We start from the raw sequence: 19,805 nt of genomic DNA on the forward strand, positions 1-19,805 counted from the left end.
TGCAGCTTACCGGTATATGCTTAGAGAAATAAGATTACGTTCAGATTACCAAGAATTTGTTAGCTAAATCAAACCCTCTCTCGAATAAAAGCGACGAGTTTTTGTAAAAAACCGGTAGGGGCTGCTTCCCGAAACTCTACGTCACCAAAAGGACGTTCTGCGCTGGCTGCCCAGCACAGCAACCCGGCAGCAGTTGCAAAGCCTGCGGCTGCGGCAGTATTTTCAGGTAAACCAATAATATGCTTGGGCCGACCAAGGCGCACAGAGCGCGTGAAACCAGCCCCAGATGGGCGGCCGGAACTTACTGGCATGCCAAGTATGCGTTCTGCCATGGGGCGAATGCCATCCAGCAAGGATGCACCGCCAGTTAACACAATGCGCCCACTGGCCGCAGTGCCAAGGCCCGCGCCATCCAGTTTTTCACGCACAAGTTCCAGCGTTTCTTCCACACGGGGCCGGATGATATGGCCGAGCTGCGCGCGAGAAACCTGCTCAAAATGCGGTACATCGTTGCCCAAAAGTTCAACGGTGAGAATTTCGTCTTCCACATCGGATGCCAGATCGGCACTGCCGTAAAAGGTTTTCAGGCGTTCGGCATTTTCCAAAGAGGTACTGAGGCCACGGGCAATATCACGCGTAACATGCAGCCCGCCCACACCAATCTGCGCCGTATGCAGGATTTGTCCTTCACCAAATACAGCCAGAGATGTGGTGCCACCCCCCATATCCACTACGGTGGTGCCGAGGTCTCGCTCATCGGCATCCAGCACGGAAAGGCCAGATGCGAGAGGGGAGGAAACCAAGGCTTCCATTTTCAGTTCCGCACGGCTGAGTACGGTTTCCAGATTCATCAGTGCTGTTGTGGCTGCATCTATAATGTGCAGGCGTGCCTTCAGCGTTTCGCACAGATGGCCCCGTGGGTCTGAAACACCTTCTGTGTCATCCACAGTAAAATCTATGGGCAGCGTATGAATAACTTCACGCCCCTGAACGGTGGCCTGAATACGGCCTTCCGTAACCACGCGCCGGATATCTGCTTCTGTAACCACACGTCCGCCAATGGGCCAGCGCACGTTAAACAGACGGCTGGCCGGATGCCCGCATGAAAGGTTCACAACCACCTTATCGATGGGGCGCTCTGCCATGGTTTCGGCTTGTCCAACGGTAGCGCGAATGGCGGCTTCCGCTTCCTGCAGTTCTGTAATGGCGCCATTACGCACACCGGCAGAACGCCGCCAGCCGTAACCAACCACACGCAAATTGCCGTTGGGCTCACCTTTGCCAATCAGGCAGGTGATTTTGGTAGAACCAATATCCAAAACCGCCGTGTAGCCGTTGCGCCATGTGTGTGGCCGCTTGTTTTTCTCGCTGGGCGGTAAGGGGAGGGAGCTTTCCCCGCCACTCATCAGCAAGGAAGAACCGGTTGCTGCTGTTGTGCGCTTTTTATGCAGCCGATCAGAAAGGCTGAATCCAGAGGAAGCGGGTGAACGCGTGGGGTCACTCATCTGGGTTTTCCTCCGGGTTATCTTTTTTTGCTTCTTTAGATGCAGGATGCACAGGATGCGAGACCGGTTTGGGCGTGTCAGCCTTGTGCGGAGCAGGGGCTGACGTATCTTGTGTGGTATTTCCTGCCTCCGATGGAGGGGGAGGTGCAGGCGGTTTTTCCTTGATGGTTAACCGGTCAGGCAAACGCATATCTATCAGTAGCACAGGCCGATCCAGAAGCCGCGTTGTGGTGTTGATTTTTGCCAGCCTGTGAATGGCCGGTGCTTCCTCGCCTTCTGGCAGTAGCACAGTCGCGCCATCGCGTAATGTCAGATTCCACCGCCTGTCACTTACACGTACAGCAGCCGTAACACGGGCTTTAACATCTGGTTCTTGTGCCAGAATATCAATCAGGCTGGCTGCCGATGTGTTTGCGCCATCACCGACCACCAATGGCAATTTGGTAAAGGCTTCTGCATCTTTACCTGTCATGCCTTGGTCTGGCACGCGGTTGCCTTGCTTGTCTATCAGCTCAAAATGCCCTTGATGCTGCCAGACAGCATAGGGCAGGCGTTCTGTAATATGAACGTCAATTTCGCCAGAGAGATGGCGCTCTATGGTAACGTGGTCAACAAATGGCAGAGTATCCAGCTTTTCCCGCGCATCGGAAACACTAAAGTCCAGCACAGGGTCTCCAACTTCCACACCCAATGCATCACGAATGCTTTGCTCACTGGTGAGCTGAGCACCGTCAATATGAATACTGGTGACGCGCAGGGTAGAGGTGCCCAGCAACTTATCCCGCAAAGGGGCCAGTTGTTCCTGCACCGCAGGGATTTTCAGGCTGACATATCCAGCACTACCGAGCCCGGCAAGAAACAGCAGGCCGGCGATAGGACGCAGCAGGCGTTTTTGCCGCCTGAGAAAAAGCCCGATGCGAGAGGGCCTGTCAGCAGGAGATGGGGGAACCCTCATTGCCGGCAGGTAGCCTGTTCAACCAACCACGCACAAAGTTCGGGGTAGCTGATACCACAATAGGCGGCCTGTTCGGGCAGCAAGGATGTGGACGTCATACCCGGCTGCGTGTTGACCTCCAGCAGAATAAGGTGTGGCTGATCCGGGTTGGTATCATCCAACCGGAAATCAGAGCGCGATGCGCCAGAACACCCCAATGCCTGATGCGCTTTTACGGCAACTTCCAGAGCAAGTTTGGCGCTGGCGGCATCAATTTGTGCAGGCAGAACATGGGCAGAGCCGCCGACCTGATATTTGGAATCATAGTCGTAAAAATCATGCCCGGTGCCGGTAGGGGTAATATCCGTAATGGTGAGCGCCCGATCACCCATAACACCTACGGTAATTTCACGGCCGGGAATAAAGGCTTCTACAAGTGCCTGCGGACCGTAAGTCCAGTTTTTAACAATATCAGCGCGCGTGTTGGATCCCGTACGCACAATGGAAACCCCAACGGATGAGCCTTCATTAAGCGGCTTCACCACATAAGGTGTGGGCAAGGGGTCTGCATGAGCAAGGGTGGCAATATCTACCACCATGCCTTCTGCTACCGGCAGCCCGGCTGTTTGAAAAATGGCGCGGGCAGCGGCTTTATCCATAGCAGTGGCAGAGGCCCGAATGCCCGAATGGGTGTAGGGAATACCCATCCAGTCCAGTATGCCCTGAATACAGCCATCCTCACCAAAACGACCATGCAGGGCGTTAAACACCACATCCGGTTTTTGGGTGTTTAACGCTTCAACTAACGTAGCCAGATCAGCTTGAGCATCCAGCGTGCAGACATCATACCCTTTGCTGCGCAGAGCCTCAGCCACGCCTTGACCGGATGAAAGGCTGACCACCCGTTCGGAGGACATGCCACCCATCAGCACGGTTACGCGTTTTGGTGCATTCATTGGGAAGATGCCTCCGTTTTACCTAGTCGCTTGATTTCCCAGTGCAGGGAAACGCCGGAGTTCTGGGCAACACGTGTGCGCACGTCTTCCCCCAAGCCTTCCAGATCAGCCGCTGTGGCATTGCCCAGATTGATGAGGAAGTTGCAGTGTTTTTCGCTCACCTGTGCATCTCCACGGCGCAGCCCACGGCACCCTGCGGCATCAATCAGCTCCCACGCTTTGCGGGAGGATGTTTCTGCATCCGGGTTACGGAAGGTGGAGCCCCCCGTGCGTGCGCGAACAGGCTGAGAAAGTTCACGCGCAGCGCGTACTTCTGCAATACGGTTGGCAACATCTTGCGGGTTTGCAGGTGTGCCACGCAAACGTGCGCGAATAACAAATGCGCCTTCCGGCAGGCCAGAGCGACGATAACCAAACCGCAGGGCAGCGTTATCCAGCCGGATAAGGCTGCCATCACGGGTAATAATTTCGGCCCAATCCAGAACATTGGCGATGTCTGACCCATAAGCGCCTGCGTTCATACGCACGGCACCGCCGATGGAGCCGGGAATGCCTGCCAGAAATTCCAGCCCAGAAAGCCCAGCCTGTGCCGCATGTTCGGCCACTGTGGCATCTAGGCACGCACTGCCTGCTATAATGCCGTCAGCTTCTACCGTAATGTCAGCAAAGCCACGGGCCATACGGACAACAACGCCTTCCAACCCACCATCACGGATGATGACATTAGAGCAAGCCCCCAAAGCCGTTATGGGCAGTTCGGGGGAGAGACGCCGCAGAACACCAGCCAGATCTTCGGCATCGGCAGGCTGAAACAGCCATTCCGCTGCTCCACCAACCCGAAACCATGTGCGTGGGCCAAGAGGTGCCTGTGGTGTCAGCCTTCCGCGCATATTGGCAAAGGCGTGCTTGACCATATCCTGCATGGAGGCCGGATTGTTCATGCCGCGTTGCCACCCTTATCTTCAGCCTGCAGGGCTGCAAGCTGTGCAGGTAGAGCCTGTGCCCAGTTGGTGATGGTACCTGCACCAAGGCACACAACGTAATCACCCGGTTTGGCAATGGCGTTGATCATTTCTGCCAGATGGTCTGGGCTGGAAAGCGGCACAACAGAGCGGTGGCCACGTTCACGCAGGCCTTCAATCAGCTTGTCACGGCTGGCATCGGGCAATGGGTCTTCACCCGCTGCGTAAACATCAGACACAATCACGGTATCTGCATCATTCATGCAGGCGCAGAAATCTGAGAACAGGATTTTCAGGCGCGAATAGCGGTGCGGCTGCATAACGGCAATAACGTGGTTGGCCCCAGCTTGCCGGGCTGCTTTGAGCACGGCTGCAATTTCAACAGGGTGATGGCCGTAATCATCAATTACCGTAATGCCACCGGCTTCCCCCGTGCGGGTAAAGCGGCGTTTGACACCACGGAAGCTGGCCAAACCGGAACGGATAACATCATCGCTGATGTCCATTTCCGTTGCCACAGCAATGGCGGCCAGAGCGTTCTGTACGTTATGAGAACCCAACATGGGCAGGCGGAAGGGGCCAGCCTTGCGGGTGCGGCGGCTTACGCGGTCTGTCAGCGTCACTTCAAACGTGGCGCCCAGTTTGTCGGTAATCAGTTTTTCTGCCCGCACATCGGCCTGCGGGGAGAACCCGTAGGTGACAATCCGGTGGTCAGACAGGCGCGGGATCATCTGCTGCACGGCTGGGTGATCAATACACAGCACGGCAAACCCGTAAAATGGCACGTTGGAAACAAACTGGTCGTAAGCAGCTTCCATAGCTTCGGGGGAGCCCCAGTGATCCAGATGTTCCGGGTCCATGTTGGTGACAACGGAAATCACGGAAGGCAGGCGCAGGAAGGAGCCATCGCTCTCATCTGCTTCAACCACCATCCAGTCTCCCTTACCCATGCGGGTATTGGTGCCGTAGGCTTCAATAATGCCGCCGTTAATCACGGTCGGGTCCAGCTTGGCAGCTTCCAGCACCGCAGCCACAAGGCTGGTGGTGGTGGTTTTGCCGTGCGTGCCGCCCACAGCAACAGACCAGCGCAGGCGCATGAGTTCCGCCAGCATTTCTGCCCGGCGCACAACCGGAATCAGCTTGGCGCGTGCGGCCACAACTTCCGGGTTGTCGCGCTTAACAGCCGTGGAAATAACCACTACCTGTGCATCACCCAGATTTTCGGCCTTATGGCCAATGGTTACGGGAATACCCGCAGCCCGCAGGCGTTTTACATTGGCATTTTCTGCAATATCCGACCCTTGAACAGAATAGCCCAACAGGCACAGCACCTCCGCAATGCCGGACATGCCAATGCCGCCAATGCCGACAAAATGGATGGTTCCGATGGAAAGGGGGAGGGCTCTCATGCGCGTGTCTCCGTCTCGCTGGAGGTCGTCGGATGGGCGGGTGCAGGGGAAGGAGTGAAGCATTCTTCTACTATATCGGCCAAGCGGAGGGCTGCATCCGGGCGGGCAAGCGTGGCAGCGGCTTGGGCTGCCTGTGCCAGTTCATCCGGCGCGGTGAAAAGATCATTCAGGCGGCTGGCAAGGGCCGCAGAGGTGAAGTCTGGCTGGCGGATCATCCAGCCTGCTCCAGCATTGGTAATGGCGCGGGCGTTTTCTGTCTGCTCATCGCTGGCGGCAATGGGCAAAGGCACCAGAATGGACGGACGGCCTGCCGTTGTAATTTCGGCCACGGAAGATCCGCCCGCACGGCCAATAACCAGATGGGCGGAAGCCAGAAGTTCGGGCACATCCTGCAGGAAGGATTCAACACGTGCCTGCACACCCATTTCGGCATAGGCTGTACGCACGGCATCCAGATCATCTTGCCGTGCCTGTTGCGTAATGCGAATACGCTGGCGCAAGCCCTCCGGCAGTTTGGCTATGGCCGCAGGCACAACCTGAGAGAAAATGCGCGCGCCCAGTGAACCACCCCATACCAGCAGATTGATATGGTCTGTTGGCGGCACCCATCCTTCACCCGCAAGGGCGGCAATGGCGGGGCGCACGGGCATGCCTGTAAACACGGTGCGTGCACCAATGGGCAGTTTGGCAACGGAGGGGAAAGACGTGGCAATAACGTCCGCAAAGCGGGAAAGCACTGCATTGGCCTTACCCAATACGGCATTGCCTTCATGAATAATCAGGGCAGGGTGCTTACGCCCAATAAGCCGCGCCCCCAGTAAGGGTGGCACAGATGGATACCCCCCAAACCCCACCACAACATCAGGTTTGATTTGTTGCAGAATGGAACGCGCTTTCCATGCGCTCGCCAATAGGGTCAGGCCTGCGCGAATGGCACGTATTGGCCCACGCCCAGCCACCCCAGCCCCGCTGAGAACATATTGCGGGCCACGGGCAAACACACCGCTTTCACGCTTGCCAGCACGCCCATCTGTCATGAGCACAAGGTGGTGGCCGCGTTCTGCCAATGTATCTGCCAGAGCTTCGGCCGGGAAGAAGTGTCCGCCAGTGCCGCCTGCGGCAATGACGATAGTACGTGAACTCATGCTGACCGCCATTGTCTGAGTGTGGTTACAAAACCATTGCCAGCGAGGGGCCGCCCCTGCTGTTGCCGTGTAAGAGCAAGCACCATGCCAATAGCCAATGCGACTGACATGGCAGAAGACCCACCATAGGAAATGAATGGCAGTGTCATGCCCTTGGTAGGGATAAGATGCAAGGAAGAAGCCATGTTCACAAACGCTTGCAGGCCAAAGCCTGTTACCAAGCCGGATGTAGCGATAACAACAAACGGATCATCCTCACGGATCAGCCGCAGCAGGGTGCGCACCACAATCACGCCAAATACGCAGATGATGAGCATGCACACCACCATTCCGTATTCTTCTCCCGCCACAGCAAATACAAAGTCTGCATGCGCATCTGGTAGCAGATCTTTCACGCGGCCTTCACCGGGGCCACGTCCCAGTAGGCCACCATTACCAAAGGCACGCAGGGCGGTATCAATCTGGTAATGATCTCCCACGCCGGGGTGCATAAAGCGTTCAACGCGCGAACGCACATGCGGGAAGATAAAGAACGCAGCAATACCGGCGGCAATCATGCAGCCAAAGCCAAATGCAACCAGAATGAGGTTGAGGCCATCTACAAAAAGCTGCACCAGAAACACGGCGGTAATAACCGTAAGCATGCCAATGTCTGGCTGAGATTTCAGCAGCAGTACAATCAACCCGTACAGGGCAAAGGCAATCAGCATACCGGGGAAGTAACGTGAAACGCGGCGCTGTGTGAGCAGCCAGCCCGTAACAACGGCAAAGCAGGGCTTTAAAAACTCGGATGGCTGGAGAGACATCATGGGCAGGGCAATCCAGCGCCGTGCCCCCTTAATTTCTATGCCATGCACAAGGGTAAGCGCTGTAGCCCCCAGCATCAGCACCCCGCCTATCATGGAAAGGCGCAGCACTGCCTTGCGGGAAAGCATGGAAATGCCCACCACAATCACACCCGCAATGCCTAGAAACAGCACTTGCTTGAAAATGAACATATTGCGCGATGCGCCAATACGCACAGCTACAGCAGGGCTGGCGGCCAACATAAGGATGTAGCCAAAACCAATAAGGATAAAGGTGCAGATCAGAGTTGTCCGGTCTACATTCCGCCACCAGCGGCCAAACGGGGAATCATCGGTGCGGGAAGAACCGGCCATCAGTCTCTCACTGCTCTGTCATGCCCGCATGCCGGGCGCAAACCTCATCCGCCAGTTCCTGAAAGCGCAGGCCACGTGCCTCAAACCCAGAAAACTGATCAAAACTGGCGCAGGCGGGTGAAAGCAGCACAACAGGCGTATGCGTACGGTGTGCTTCCGTATAAGCCGCAGGCACGGCGTTTTCCAGTGTTTCTGCCATTGTAAAAGGCACGTTGTGTTCTTTTAGTGTTTGGGCAAGCAGCGGCGCATCCCGCCCAATCAGGAATGTATGTGCAATATGCGGGAAATAGGGCGTGAGAGAGGCAATGCCGCCTTCTTTTGCCGTGCCGCCTGCAATCCATACCAGTTTTTCATAACACCCCAAGGCGCGAGAGGCTGCATCTGCATTTGTGGCTTTGCTGTCATCCACAAAATCCACCCCGTTGCAGGAAGCCACAAGCTTTTGCCGATGCGGAAGGCCGGGAAAGGAGGCCACAGCCTGTGCAATGGTTGCATCTGACACACCCAGAAAACGCGCTATGGCAATAGCGGCGGCGGCATTTTCTGCATTGTGGGTGCCGGGAAGGCTGGGCCCGGTTTGCGCTATGCGTGTGCTGTGGTGCCATATCGCACCCTCCTTACCGTAGTAAGAACAGGCAGGCTTGGTGCCGGAAATGGTTTCACATTTGGCAGGGCCATGTTCCAGTTCGGCAGCAATGGCGCGGCACCATGTATCATCTACGCCAATAACGGCCAGATCCTTGTCTGTCTGGCCGGTGAATACACGCTTTTTGGCTTGGGCGTAGCCATCCATGCCAGCATGCCGGTCCAGATGATCTGGTGTCAGGTTTAGCAAACATGCGGCATTAAAGTGCAGGGTATCCAGCCGTTCCAGCATGTAGGATGACATTTCCAGCACATATACACCGTTATCTGGCAGAAAAGGCAGGGCCAGAGCGGCAGGCCCAAGGTTGCCACCAGCTTCTACTGGCAGTTTGGCCTCTGCCAGAATATGGGCCAGCAGAGTGGTGGTGGTGGATTTGCCGTTGGTGCCTGTAATGCCAACAAAACGGGCCTTGCTGCCTGATTGACGCACAGCCCGATAAAGTAGTTCCGCATCGGAAAGAATGGGAATACCCGCAGCCTTGGCCATAAGGGCGATAGGGTGGGGTTTAGGTAAAACGTGCGGAATACCGGGCGAAAGAATAAGCGCTTCAAACCCGTTCAGGCTTTCAAACGGCTTGCATTCAATACGTGCCGCAACATCAGGTGCAAGGGTGAAAAGTGTGTCTGCTAGACCTTTGCGTCCGGCCTCACCATCATCCCATACCTGCACAGTGGCACCTGTGCTTGCCAGCATAAGCACCGCTGGCAGGCCATTTTTACCAAGGCCAAAAACAGCAAAGCGCTGTCCGGAAAACAGGGAGGGTGAAAAGCCGCTCATCTTAGTTTCAGCGTGGCCAGACCACACAGCCCCAGAACAATGGAGACAATCCAGAACCGGATGACAATCTTGGGTTCTGCCCACCCTTTTTTCTCAAAATGGTGGTGGAACGGGGCCATAAGGAACACACGCCGGCCAGTACGTTTGTACCAGAACACCTGAATAACCACAGAAAGTGTTTCTGCCACAAACAGGCCACCTACAATGCACAGCACCAGTTCGTGCTTGATGGCAACGGCCAGAGAACCCAGCGCCCCACCAAGGGAAAGAGAGCCCGTATCCCCCATGAATACAGAGGCCGGAGGGGCATTAAACCACAAAAATCCAAGGCCAGCGCCTACAAGGGCAGCGCAGAACACGGCCAGTTCCCCCGTGCCGGGTACAGCATGAATTTGTAGGTAATCAGCAAAAACGTGGTTGCCAACCAGATAGGAGAGAATGGCAAACACCAAAGAGGCCACAATAACTGGCCCGATAGCCAAGCCATCCAGCCCATCTGTAAAGTTGACTGCATTGCCAAAGCCGGTAATCACGATCATGGCGAATACGGGGTAAAGAATACCCAGTGGCAACAAAAGGTCTTTTACAAACGGAAAAGCCAGGTGGTTTGCCAGTTCTGGCGGCATGAGATATTGCAGCCACAACCCACAAATAAGCGAAATACCAAATTCACCACCAAGTCTGGCACGTTTGGAAAGGCCATCCGTGTTGCGGCGTGCCAGTTTGCGGTAATCATCTGCAAACCCAATGGCGCCAAAACCCAGAGTGGTGAGCATAACAGCCCACACAAACCCGTTTTCCAGATCTCCCCAAATCAGCATGGAGATCACCAGAGAAATCAAGATCAACACACCGCCCATTGTTGGTGTGCCGGTTTTTTCCAGAATATGGCGTTCGGGGCCAACGGCGCGAATAGGCTGGCCTTCCCGTTGGATACGGCGCAACGTTCTAATAAGCGGGCGACCCAGAAGCAGGCTGATGCCAAGGGCCGTCATGCACGCACAGCCCGCGCGGAACGTGATGTAACGCAGCAGGTTCAGGATGGTGATGTGTCCATCATGCGCAGCGTGAGAAATCAGCATATATAGCATCAGGCACACTCCACTGCGGGAAGTGCGTTGAGTGCTGCAATAACGTCCCGCATGCGGCTCCCTAAACTGCCTTTCACCAATACGGCGTCCCCCTTGCGCAAAGCCGCGCAGACATGAGGAGCAAGTAAGGTAGCACTTTCTGCCCATGCACCCTGCTTGGAGGGCGGAAGGGCATCAAAAAGGGTTTTCATGTAGGATCCGCAGCAAAAAACGAGGTCAGCAGCACTGGCAGCCGGGGCAGCAAGCGCCTGATGTTCGGAAATGGAAAATTCACCTAGCTCACGCATATCGCCCAGAACGGCAATACGGCGCGTGGCGGGGATATGGCGCAGAACATCCAATGCAGCCCGGATGGAAGCTGCCGAGGCATTATAGCTTTCATCCAGCAGTGTAATGGCCCCACCAGCAATTTGGGTGAGGGCACCACGGCCTTTACCGGGGCGAAAATCTGCCAGTGCATCCGCAGCTTTGGCAACATCTGCGTCAAGCGCGGCACAGACTGCCAGTGCCGCAACGGCATTGCGGGCCAGATGTGTGCCAGGGGCAAGAAGGTGGACGTTGAATGTTTTGCCCTGAATGGAAACATCAAAGTGTGAGCCGTCAGCATCAGTATGCAAATGGGTTAGATGCGCCGTGCTTTGAGGATTCACACCACAGGTCCACAAAACAGCCTGTGCTTTTTCTGCTTCAGCAGTAAAAAACTCCGTGCCGTGCGCATCATCCGGCACAATGGCAATTCTGCCCTTGGGCAGTGCGGTAATGATGGAAGCTTTTTCTTTTGCAATAGCATCCAAGCTGCCCATATGGCCCAGATGTGCTGAACCAATGGTGGTAATAACCGCCACATCTGGCTGTACCATATTGGCAAGCGGAAGAATTTCCCCCGGATGGTTCATGCCAATTTCACTAATACAGAAGGAAGCTTCTCGCGGTAGGCGCGCAAGTGTGAGTGGCACACCCCAATGGTTGTTGTAGGAGGCCTCTGCCGCATGTGTCAGGCCAGAAGGTGCCAAGCAAAGGCGCAGCATTTCCTTGGTAGTGGTTTTGCCAACGCTGCCGGTTACGGCAACAACTTTTCCCTTAAAACGTGCCCGTGCGGCCTGTGCCAGTTTTTGAAGGCCCTGCATGGTATCTGCCACCAGCAGAATACGCGGGTCTGTGAACCCTTCGGCTGAATGGGCCAAAACGGCCGCCGCACCTTTTTCAAGTGCTGTGGCAATATGCGCGTGTCCGTCACTGTTATCGCCTTTTAGGGCAATAAACAGGTCTCCGGGGGTAAGGGTGCGCGTATCAATGGAGATACCGGTAACGGAAACAGAGGTATGTCCTAAAAACGTTCCACCCGTTGCGGTTTCCAGTTCTTCCCGCGTCCACAACAGGCTCATGGATGGCCCGCCAGTGTGCGCAGCACGGCGGCATCATCAAACGGTAAAATGGTATTGCCTATAATCTGTCCCTGTTCGTGGCCTTTGCCGGCCACAACCAGTACATCGTCTGCTTTAAGCATGGAAAGAGCTTCTGCTATTGCTTGTTTTCTATCTGCAATTTCCAGCGCCTGCGGGGCACCGGCTTTTATCTCTGCACGAATGGAGGCTGGGTTTTCTGTGCGCGGGTTGTCATCTGTAATAATGGCAATATCCGCACCTTTAATGGCTTCCTGACCCATAAGAGGGCGTTTGCCACTATCACGATCACCCCCAGCACCCAGAACAACAACCAACTTGCCGCGTGCGTGGGGGCGCAAAGATGCCAAAAGCCGTGCCAGCGCATCTGGCGTGTGAGCGTAATCTACATACGCACAGGCCCCGTTGGGCAGAACGGTTGCACGTTCCAGCCGGCCCCGAACCCCTTTGAGGTGCGGCAGAAGGGGCAGAATATCTGCAATTTCAGCATCATCCTGCGCAGCAAGAGCTACAGCCAGCAATACGTTATCTGCCTGAAAGCGTCCCGGAATAGGGAGGAGAACCGTGCTGGTGTGGCCATTGTGCTCAATGGTTAGTTCCTGTCCGGCAGGAAGAGCGTTGTGGGCCTCAAGGCGTAATGTTGTACCCTGTTCTCCAACCAGCCTTAGCCGCAGGTTTCGGCGGGCGGCAATGGCACGGATGGCCTGGAGCGTTTGCGCATCCATATCGGCATTGGCTGCGGCAATAGTCTGTTCTGGCAGAAGAGTATCAAACAGCTTCAGTTTGGCAGTGCGATACGCTTCGATCGTCAGATGATAATCCAGATGATCTCGCGTCAGATTGGTAAAACCCGCAGCAGCAAGGCGCAAACCATCCAGCCGCCCTTGTTCCAACCCGTGTGATGAGGCTTCTAGCGCAACATGGTTAAACCCGGCTTGGGTAAGTGCAGCTAGCCCATTGGCAAGAGCAACCGGGTCTGGCGTTGTCAGCGCGGGGAAGGAGATGGACGTATCTTCCGCCCCGGTCAGGCCAAGTGTACCAATGGCAGCAGCTTTAAACCCCTGTAATGCCCATATCTGGCGAATAAAATCCGCAGTGCTGGTTTTGCCATTTGTGCCGGTAATGGCCGCCAGATGCTGTGGTTGAGGCCCTGCCAGAACAGTCGCCATAAGTGCCAGTGCGTGGCGCGGGTTGGGTGCCAGAATAAGCGGGCAGGTGGGCACACCTGTTGGCCACTGTGTATCTGTTGGAGCCAACACTGCAGCCGCACCATTTTGCACGGCCATTGCAATAAAGGCTCGGCCATCGGTTTTAACGCCCGGCAAAGCGGCAAAAATTGTGCCCGGTTTTACCTGCCGACTATCCGCTGTAATGGCAGAAATTTCAGGGTTTTCAGGCAGGACAGGCAGCCCAACCGCCGCAAGAAGGGTGGAGAGGGGAAGGCTCATTCGTCCATAACCTCCGCAGCTGCTTTCTTGCGTTCCGCCATAGCGCGTTTGAGGGCTTCTTTTTCTGCCTTGTGCTCTGCTTCTGCCTTACGCGGGTCTCCCGGATCATTCCCCGGCCCAAGTGGCCTTACACCACGCGGCACGGCAGGATGCAGGGGCAAAGCCATTTGTGCATCAATCTGCTCAGCATGCTCCGTATCCGGGAAAATCTGGAGCATGGGGCCAATGCGTGAAACAATTTTGGAAACAGTAGGCGCTGCGTTCCAGCCTGCAGTGGTCCAGCCGTGGGTTTGAGGTGTGGGTTTAGGGCTATCCAGCATGACATACACGGCATAATGCGGTGAGTTCATGGGGAAGATGCCCGTAAAAGCCGAGATGTTTACGTGCTTCAGGTAGCCACCATGTGGGCCAATCTTTTCTGCCGTGCCGGTTTTACCCCCCACAAAATACCCTGGAGATTCCGCCGTGCGCCCTGTGCCGTGGGTAACGTCCAACCGCAGCAGACGACGGAGTAGGCTGGATACTTTTTCAGAAAGAATACGTGGGCCAGCAGGCGTAACAGGGGCATCCGCTGCGCTACTTGGGGTGTCATCTTCCACGCTTTGTTCAAGTGCTGCGTTTTGAATGCCGCTGGCAAATTGCGGGCTTATGCCGGGCGCGCTGGCTGTAGCATTGGCCGGATCTTCCTTATCCAGCAGGGTAGGTGTTACCAGAATGCCGCCATTAACCGTGGCAGCAGTGCCGCGCACAATGGCCAATGGGGGCTCAGCCACACCATGCCCGAACCCGACTGTCATGACCGTGGCAATCCCCCACTGATGAGGCACCAAGGGGCGTGCAGCTTCTGGCAGTTCAACCGGAACGGGGGAGAAAAACCCCATGGACCGCAGCCATTCAGACTGTTTTTTGCCGCCAACATCCAGCGCAATATGTGCGGCTGCCGGGTTGGAAGAATAAGCCATCACTTCGGGCAACGTCAGCCACGGAGAGAAATGGTCACTCTTCATATCGCGGATGGTAAAGCGCCCGATATGCAAAGGCACGGATGAAAACCGGTCCCAAATATGGATGGTGCCTGTTTCCAGCCCCATAGCCGTTGTTTGCAGCTTAAAGGTGGAACCGGGTTCGTACAAACCGGTCACCGCACGGTTAAAGCGCTCATCATTGGTGGCGTGGGCAAAATTATTGGCATCAAAGTCAGGCAAGCTGACCATCGCAATAATTTCGCCTGTGCGCACATCCATTACAATGCCGCAGGCCCCAATCGCCTGAAAGGTCTGCATGGCATTTGCCACTTCTTCACGCACTGCAGACTGAACACGAATATCCAGAGACAGATGAAGAGGGCGCCGATCAGAAAGCAGGCGTTTATCGAAATACTTTTCAATCCCGGCCACGCCGTGATCATCAATATCAACAGTGCCCATAATCTGGGCGGCCATGCGGCCTAGCGGATAATGCCGCCGTTCACCCGGTTCAAAATAGATGCCCGGAATGCCAAGGTTATTGATGGCCAGTTCCTGCTGGGGGGAAATGTTGCGCGCAATGTAAACAAACTGTTTGGGGCGGGAAAGACGATCAGCGGTTTCCTGCTCATCCAGATCTTTCAGAATGGATTTAAGTTTGTGTGCAACATCCTTGGGGTCAATCAGCTCTTGCGGGTTGGCGTATACCTGCGCAACAGGCAGGGAAAGTGCCAGTGTCTGCCCATTGCGGTCCACAATGGAAGCACGATGCACCTGCGGTAGCGAGAAATCGCCAGCAAGGCTGCCCTTGGGGTCAATTTTAGGAATTTCGGGAACCTGCGGCGCAATCTGCCGCTTTTCCGGCGCCATGGGGCGAATGACTGTTGCAATACTCAGCTTGATGGCGACAACAGCAAAAATCAGGCAAAAACCGCCAGCAACACCCAAAAGCCTTACATGCATTTGGTCCCGATGTGCGCGGGCGCGCAGATCGTCCCCCGTAACACCTACTGTGCGCGTTGAGTCGGGGTCATTGGGGGAGACAGACATGTCAGGTCAGAAAGGCCTTTAACCACAAAAAATCAGTTGGCAACCGGAACCGGAGCCGGCAGCGCATCACCACCACGGCTGAGCAGAGAGCCGCTGCTATAGCCGGAAGTAGCGCGTGCTTCCATATAGCTGGAAGGCGCAGGAGATGCGCGATGAGGGCGCGTGGCATGCCAGCTTGCTGCCGCAACCGGAAGCGGGTGCCGAATTGGCGCTGCATCATCATCCGAAACTTGTGCGACATGCCGGATAGCCGGAGATGCAGGGCGCGTAAGGCTGTGGCGAACTGGTGCGGCAGGCGCATCATCATCCACGTTGGTGGAGGCAACAACCTGCGGGCGTGGTGCTTCAGCTGCCATATGGTGCACAGGGCGGGCAGGTGTTGCAGGGTCGGCAACCTGCGCAACACGTACCGGTGCAGCTACAGGTTCAGGCGCAGCATGAGGGTGATCATGATGTGCGACTGGTGCACGCAGAACAGATGCCGCATCGGCCACAGATGTTGCGCGTGGGTGCGGGGTGGGTTCCGCGGCAATATGCGGCACGTCTGCCACAACAGTCGGTGCAGCCACAGGGCGCACCGGATGGATGGCTGCTGGTGGCGTTACATGCGCAGGGCGTGCATCGGCCACAACAGCCGGGGCCGGTGTATGCGCAGGAGGTGCCATAACGGGTGGTGGCGCAACATTGGTTGATTTATCAGCAACCAGTGCCGGGGCTTGGGCGTCTTTCACAACGGCAGGAAGATGGTTTTCCAAATCAGCCATACGCACAAACTGCGTTGGGTTCATGGTCTGCAAACCAGATTCATGCCGCGCCACAAGCTGGGCAAGGCGTTCAGGCTGGTTTTCCAAAGCCCATTCTGTGCGCAGAATAGATGTTTGCGTGCGAACGTGCTCCGTTTCCTTCACGATCTGAGAAATCTGCTGATCGAGAAGGGTGGTCTGATGCTTCTTTGTGTAAAGGAAAAAGCCAGATGCAATCGCCAGAACCGCACAGCAGCATGTAAATGGACGGGGGATCATGGACTTAGCCCTTTTTTACGGAAGCAGGGGTTGATGCACGTTTCATGACAGCGCGCAGCCGTGCACTTCTGGCGCGAGGATTATGGCTACATTCAGTATCGCTAGGCCGTCGGGCTTTGTGCGTAAGGGCCACAAAGTCCGTTTCCGGCGCTGGTGTTCCGGCGGCACGGGGGTCATAGCGCGAAAAGCTTTTATCCTTGCCCGTGGCATGCTGGACCATACGCTTGGCGATACGGTCTTCCAGTGAATGGAAGGAAACAACAACAAGCCGCCCACCCGGTGCCAGCATATCCAGCGCCTGTTCAAGCCCGCGTTCAATTTCACCCAGCTCATCATTCACTGCGATACGCAGGCCCTGAAAGGCGCGTGTAGCGGAATCTATGCCGGAGCGATCTTTGGGGATAACAGAACGCACAAGATCAGCCAGTTGCGTTGTGGTCTGGAAAGGTGCTTCCGAACGGGCATTTACAACGGCGCGCGCAAGACGGCGCGCGTGGCGTTCTTCTCCATAAAAATGGAAAATATCTGCCAGCTCTGCTTCCGGCGCCTTGTTGACGATATCTGCTGCTGATGGCCCGGATTTTTCCATGCGCATATCCAGCGGACCTTCCATACGGAAGGAAAAACCACGGTCGGCTTCATCCAACTGGAAGGAGGAGACACCCAGATCTAGCACAATACCATCAAACGTGGAGATGCCTGCTGCACTTGCAAGCGCCTGCATATTGCCAAAGCTACCTTGCAGCAGATGAAGGCGAGATCCGCCATCTGCTGTAGGAAATGTACGGCTTAATACCTGCCCACGCGCAATGGCGTCGGGGTCGCGGTCAATACCCCATACGTTGCAATCAGCACTTTTCAGAATGGCGGAGCTGTAGCCACCGCCACCAAAGGTGCAATCCAGAATACGCTCACCATCTGCGGGATGAAGGTATTCCAGAACTTCTGCCAACATAACCGGAATGTGGCCCTGAGCTGTTTCAGGGGGCGAGAAGGAAGAAAGAGCGTTCATGCATTACGCCCTTTTGGCTCTGCACCATTTGCAGCCGGAATACTTACGCGGCGTGAACGCTGCCGCGCTTCTGCCCGGCGCTGCTGTGCGGCCTGAGGCTCCCAGATCTGAAAAATACGGCCAACACCCATAAAGGCAGCCGTTGGGCTTTCTGTCAGCCCGGCATGTTCACGCAAAAAATCAGGTAAAATAATACGGCCTTCGCGGTCGGGATCTATGGGGTAGGCATCGGCATAGAGGGCGGCGGCCAGATCATCATGTTCATCAGAAAACATGTCCAGCCGATCAAGCGGTTCGGTCAGGCGTGCAAAAGCAACGGCAGGCCATGCCTCAACACATGGCAGGGTATGGGAGGGGCGGAGAATCATCAGCGCGTCACCTTCCGTCTGCTGCGTTTTGAGCACTGAACGGAACCCGGCAGGAATCGAAATGCGCCCCTTGGCGTCGAATCGATTTTCATGCGTGCCGAGAAATACGCCCACGTACGTCAGAAGCCTTTGCAGAAACAGCCTTTCCGTTCGCAATTCAGCGGGGAACAGAACCGCCTTCACCACACTTGTGGTCTGGTATGGGATAGCATGGGATGTTATGGGACGCAAATTAAAATGACAGAAAAAACAGCAGAAAACCGCCATTATTTAAGTATTCATGCAGAAAAGATTTCTGACACGAATGTATTGATTTTGTGGCGGCAAACAAAAGATTGCCGTTTTCTGTTCTTTTTATGTTCTATTTTTGATGTGAAAACAGAGTGGATTGAGAAGAAAGAGAGTGTCAGGTGGTCTGTAAGCCGGGTTCTGTCCACCTCCGTAAGGAGGCTGGACGGTCATTCGTCTAGGGCATGTTTTGCAACATGCCTCTCGCAACCAACCCGAACAGCAGGGCGGAAGAACCCCCGAAACCACAAGGGTTTCTGCCGTTCCTATTCGGTTTTGCTCCCGGTGGGGTTTACCGTGCCTCCTCTGTTACCAGCGGAGCGGTGCGCTCTTACCGCACCGTTTCACCCTTACCTTCAGCCTGTCCCATAAAATCCCATAAGGATTTTACAAAGCCAGACCCGGAAGGCGGTCTGTTTTCTGTGGCACTTTCCCTAAGGTTACCCTCGCCGGCCGTTAGCCGGCACCGTTCTTCCGTGGAGCCCGGACTTTCCTCTCTCCTACCCGTTAAAGAGCAGGACAGCGACCGCCCAACCACCTGACGGAGCGCACCCTGCGTCGGGCTTGCGTTCAGGTCAAGCCGCAACTGATGTTATGAAGGCATGACGATGCAGAAAATTGCCGGTAATCAGGTAGCTATGTCTGATTTTTCTGATGTGCCTCAAAACTCTATGCCCGCACGGCCCAATCTTCCATCTCGGCTTTTGCTGCGCTGTATCAGATGGCAGGAGCAGCTTAAGCGGAAGCATGCGGGCGCAGATGAGTCTGAAACAGACAGGCCTCACAACGCAGCGCAGGAAATGGCTGCGTTTCTTGTGCGGTTGCGCAAGGCGATGGATACACCATCTTTTCCGCTACGCCTTTCATCTGTGCCGATAAGAAGGGTGGTTACTTTATCCATTCCCGGTGCTGCGGGGCCTATGCGGGCACGTCTTTTTATTCCCTATGGGCGGGTAAGGGGCGCTTTACTGTATTTGCATGGGGGCGGGTTTGTACATTGCGGGCTAAATTCCCATTACGGGATATGCTGCCGTTTGGCGCGAGCTTCTGGCGCGGCAGTATTATTGCCCGATTATCGCTTGGCTCCAGAACATCCATTTCCTGCTGCTATTGATGACAGTCAGGCAGCCCTGCAATGGCTGGCTGGTGCTTCTGCCCGGTATTGGGGTGGTAAGGTTGCTGTGGCAGGGGATAGCGCTGGCGGAAATTTGGCCGCTGTTCTGGCGCAAGATGGGCGTGCTGGGCTGGGGCCTCAACCTGTTATGCAGGTGCTGTATTATCCATCTTTGTATGGAGAGAAGCTTTTCCCATCTCATCGAACGTATGAAAAAGGCTATTTCCTCTCTCGCCGGTCAATGGAGTGGTATGGAGATCAGTATATTCAAAAACCTGAACACTGGCAGCACCCACGCTTTGCGCCAGGCTTAAATCCGGATCTGCAAGGTTTGCCACCAGCCGTTATTATTACGGCGGAATGTGACCCAATGCGTGATGAAGGCACAGCTTATGCGCAGGCGTTGGAAAAGGCAGGGGTTAAGGTGATATACTGCTGTTACCCCGGTGCTCTACATGCATTTCTGAACTTTTACGCCTTTATGCCGCATGGCAAGGCGGCCTTGCGGTTTGGCGGCAAGGCACTGAAGAAAGCCTTTGCCGGGTAAAAA

General features: G+C 55.5%; 16 protein-coding genes and 1 other RNA gene. 1 reads left to right on the plus strand and 16 read right to left on the minus strand.

All coding sequences use genetic code 11. The features are described 5' to 3' along the window. Positions 1–68 precede the first annotated feature (68 nt). The 16 genes from ftsA to rnpB form a co-directional block, all read right to left on the minus strand. A complete protein-coding gene (gene ftsA / locus FCN51_RS22805) occupies positions 69–1,505 on the minus strand; it encodes a cell division protein FtsA (protein ID WP_003623078.1) in 1,437 nt (478 codons plus the stop codon). Beyond that, positions 1,498–2,460 carry a cell division protein FtsQ/DivIB gene (locus FCN51_RS22810; RefSeq protein ID WP_160256948.1) on the minus strand — a complete coding sequence of 321 codons (963 nt, stop codon included), beginning with the start codon at positions 2,458–2,460 and terminating at the stop codon, positions 1,498–1,500. The genes ftsA and FCN51_RS22810 overlap by 8 nt, the downstream gene beginning before the upstream one ends. Continuing rightward, entirely contained in the window at positions 2,457–3,395 is a 939-nt protein-coding gene (locus tag FCN51_RS22815) for a D-alanine--D-alanine ligase (protein WP_160256949.1), read from the minus strand. Before FCN51_RS22815 ends, FCN51_RS22810 begins: the two co-directional genes overlap by 4 nt. Beyond that, positions 3,392–4,336, minus strand: coding sequence for a UDP-N-acetylmuramate dehydrogenase (gene murB / locus FCN51_RS22820; RefSeq protein WP_160256950.1), 945 nt, complete (start codon positions 4,334–4,336; stop codon positions 3,392–3,394). The genes FCN51_RS22815 and murB overlap by 4 nt, the downstream gene beginning before the upstream one ends. After that, a complete protein-coding gene (gene murC / locus FCN51_RS22825) occupies positions 4,333–5,766 on the minus strand; it encodes a UDP-N-acetylmuramate--L-alanine ligase (protein ID WP_003623074.1) in 1,434 nt (477 codons plus the stop codon). The genes murB and murC overlap by 4 nt, the downstream gene beginning before the upstream one ends. After that, complete coding sequence (gene murG / locus FCN51_RS22830; protein ID WP_014457120.1) at positions 5,763–6,911, minus strand: undecaprenyldiphospho-muramoylpentapeptide beta-N-acetylglucosaminyltransferase; 1,149 nt, start codon at positions 6,909–6,911, stop codon at positions 5,763–5,765. The genes murC and murG overlap by 4 nt, the downstream gene beginning before the upstream one ends. Further along, on the minus strand, positions 6,908–8,071 hold the full coding sequence (locus tag FCN51_RS22835; RefSeq protein ID WP_003623071.1) for an FtsW/RodA/SpoVE family cell cycle protein: 1,164 nt from the start codon (positions 8,069–8,071) through the stop codon (positions 6,908–6,910). The genes murG and FCN51_RS22835 overlap by 4 nt, the downstream gene beginning before the upstream one ends. Positions 8,072–8,078: 7 nt before the next feature. Beyond that, positions 8,079–9,494, minus strand: a complete 1,416-nt coding sequence (murD, locus tag FCN51_RS22840) for a UDP-N-acetylmuramoyl-L-alanine--D-glutamate ligase (protein ID WP_160256951.1) — start codon at positions 9,492–9,494, stop codon at positions 8,079–8,081. Beyond that, on the minus strand, positions 9,491–10,585 hold the full coding sequence (gene mraY / locus FCN51_RS22845) for a phospho-N-acetylmuramoyl-pentapeptide-transferase (RefSeq protein WP_035362099.1): 1,095 nt from the start codon (positions 10,583–10,585) through the stop codon (positions 9,491–9,493). Before mraY ends, murD begins: the two co-directional genes overlap by 4 nt. Then, a complete protein-coding gene (locus FCN51_RS22850; protein WP_160256952.1) occupies positions 10,585–11,970 on the minus strand; it encodes a UDP-N-acetylmuramoyl-tripeptide--D-alanyl-D-alanine ligase in 1,386 nt (461 codons plus the stop codon). Before FCN51_RS22850 ends, mraY begins: the two co-directional genes overlap by 1 nt. Beyond that, complete coding sequence (locus FCN51_RS22855) at positions 11,967–13,436, minus strand: UDP-N-acetylmuramoyl-L-alanyl-D-glutamate--2,6-diaminopimelate ligase (RefSeq protein WP_160256953.1); 1,470 nt, start codon at positions 13,434–13,436, stop codon at positions 11,967–11,969. Before FCN51_RS22855 ends, FCN51_RS22850 begins: the two co-directional genes overlap by 4 nt. Then, complete coding sequence (locus FCN51_RS22860; RefSeq protein WP_003628485.1) at positions 13,433–15,451, minus strand: peptidoglycan D,D-transpeptidase FtsI family protein; 2,019 nt, start codon at positions 15,449–15,451, stop codon at positions 13,433–13,435. The genes FCN51_RS22855 and FCN51_RS22860 overlap by 4 nt, the downstream gene beginning before the upstream one ends. Before the next feature lie 32 nt (positions 15,452–15,483). Beyond that, complete coding sequence (gene ftsL, locus FCN51_RS22865; RefSeq protein WP_160256954.1) at positions 15,484–16,473, minus strand: cell division protein FtsL; 990 nt, start codon at positions 16,471–16,473, stop codon at positions 15,484–15,486. A 4-nt stretch (positions 16,474–16,477) separates the two neighbouring features. Continuing rightward, complete coding sequence (rsmH, locus tag FCN51_RS22870) at positions 16,478–17,485, minus strand: 16S rRNA (cytosine(1402)-N(4))-methyltransferase RsmH (RefSeq protein ID WP_160256955.1); 1,008 nt, start codon at positions 17,483–17,485, stop codon at positions 16,478–16,480. Further along, on the minus strand, positions 17,482–17,967 hold the full coding sequence (mraZ, locus tag FCN51_RS22875; protein WP_035365556.1) for a division/cell wall cluster transcriptional repressor MraZ: 486 nt from the start codon (positions 17,965–17,967) through the stop codon (positions 17,482–17,484). The genes rsmH and mraZ overlap by 4 nt, the downstream gene beginning before the upstream one ends. A 288-nt stretch (positions 17,968–18,255) precedes the next feature. Further along, an RNA gene (rnpB, locus tag FCN51_RS22880) (RNase P RNA component class A) lies at positions 18,256–18,683 on the minus strand. 60 nt (positions 18,684–18,743) lie between these two features. Between rnpB and FCN51_RS22885 the strand changes: the two genes are divergently transcribed. Continuing rightward, positions 18,744–19,802, plus strand: coding sequence for an alpha/beta hydrolase (locus FCN51_RS22885; protein WP_160256956.1), 1,059 nt, complete (start codon positions 18,744–18,746; stop codon positions 19,800–19,802). Positions 19,803–19,805 lie beyond the last annotated feature (3 nt).

Origin of the sequence: Acetobacter pasteurianus, assembly GCF_009914215.2 — a bacterium.
Lineage (GTDB): Bacteria > Pseudomonadota > Alphaproteobacteria > Acetobacterales > Acetobacteraceae > Acetobacter > Acetobacter pasteurianus.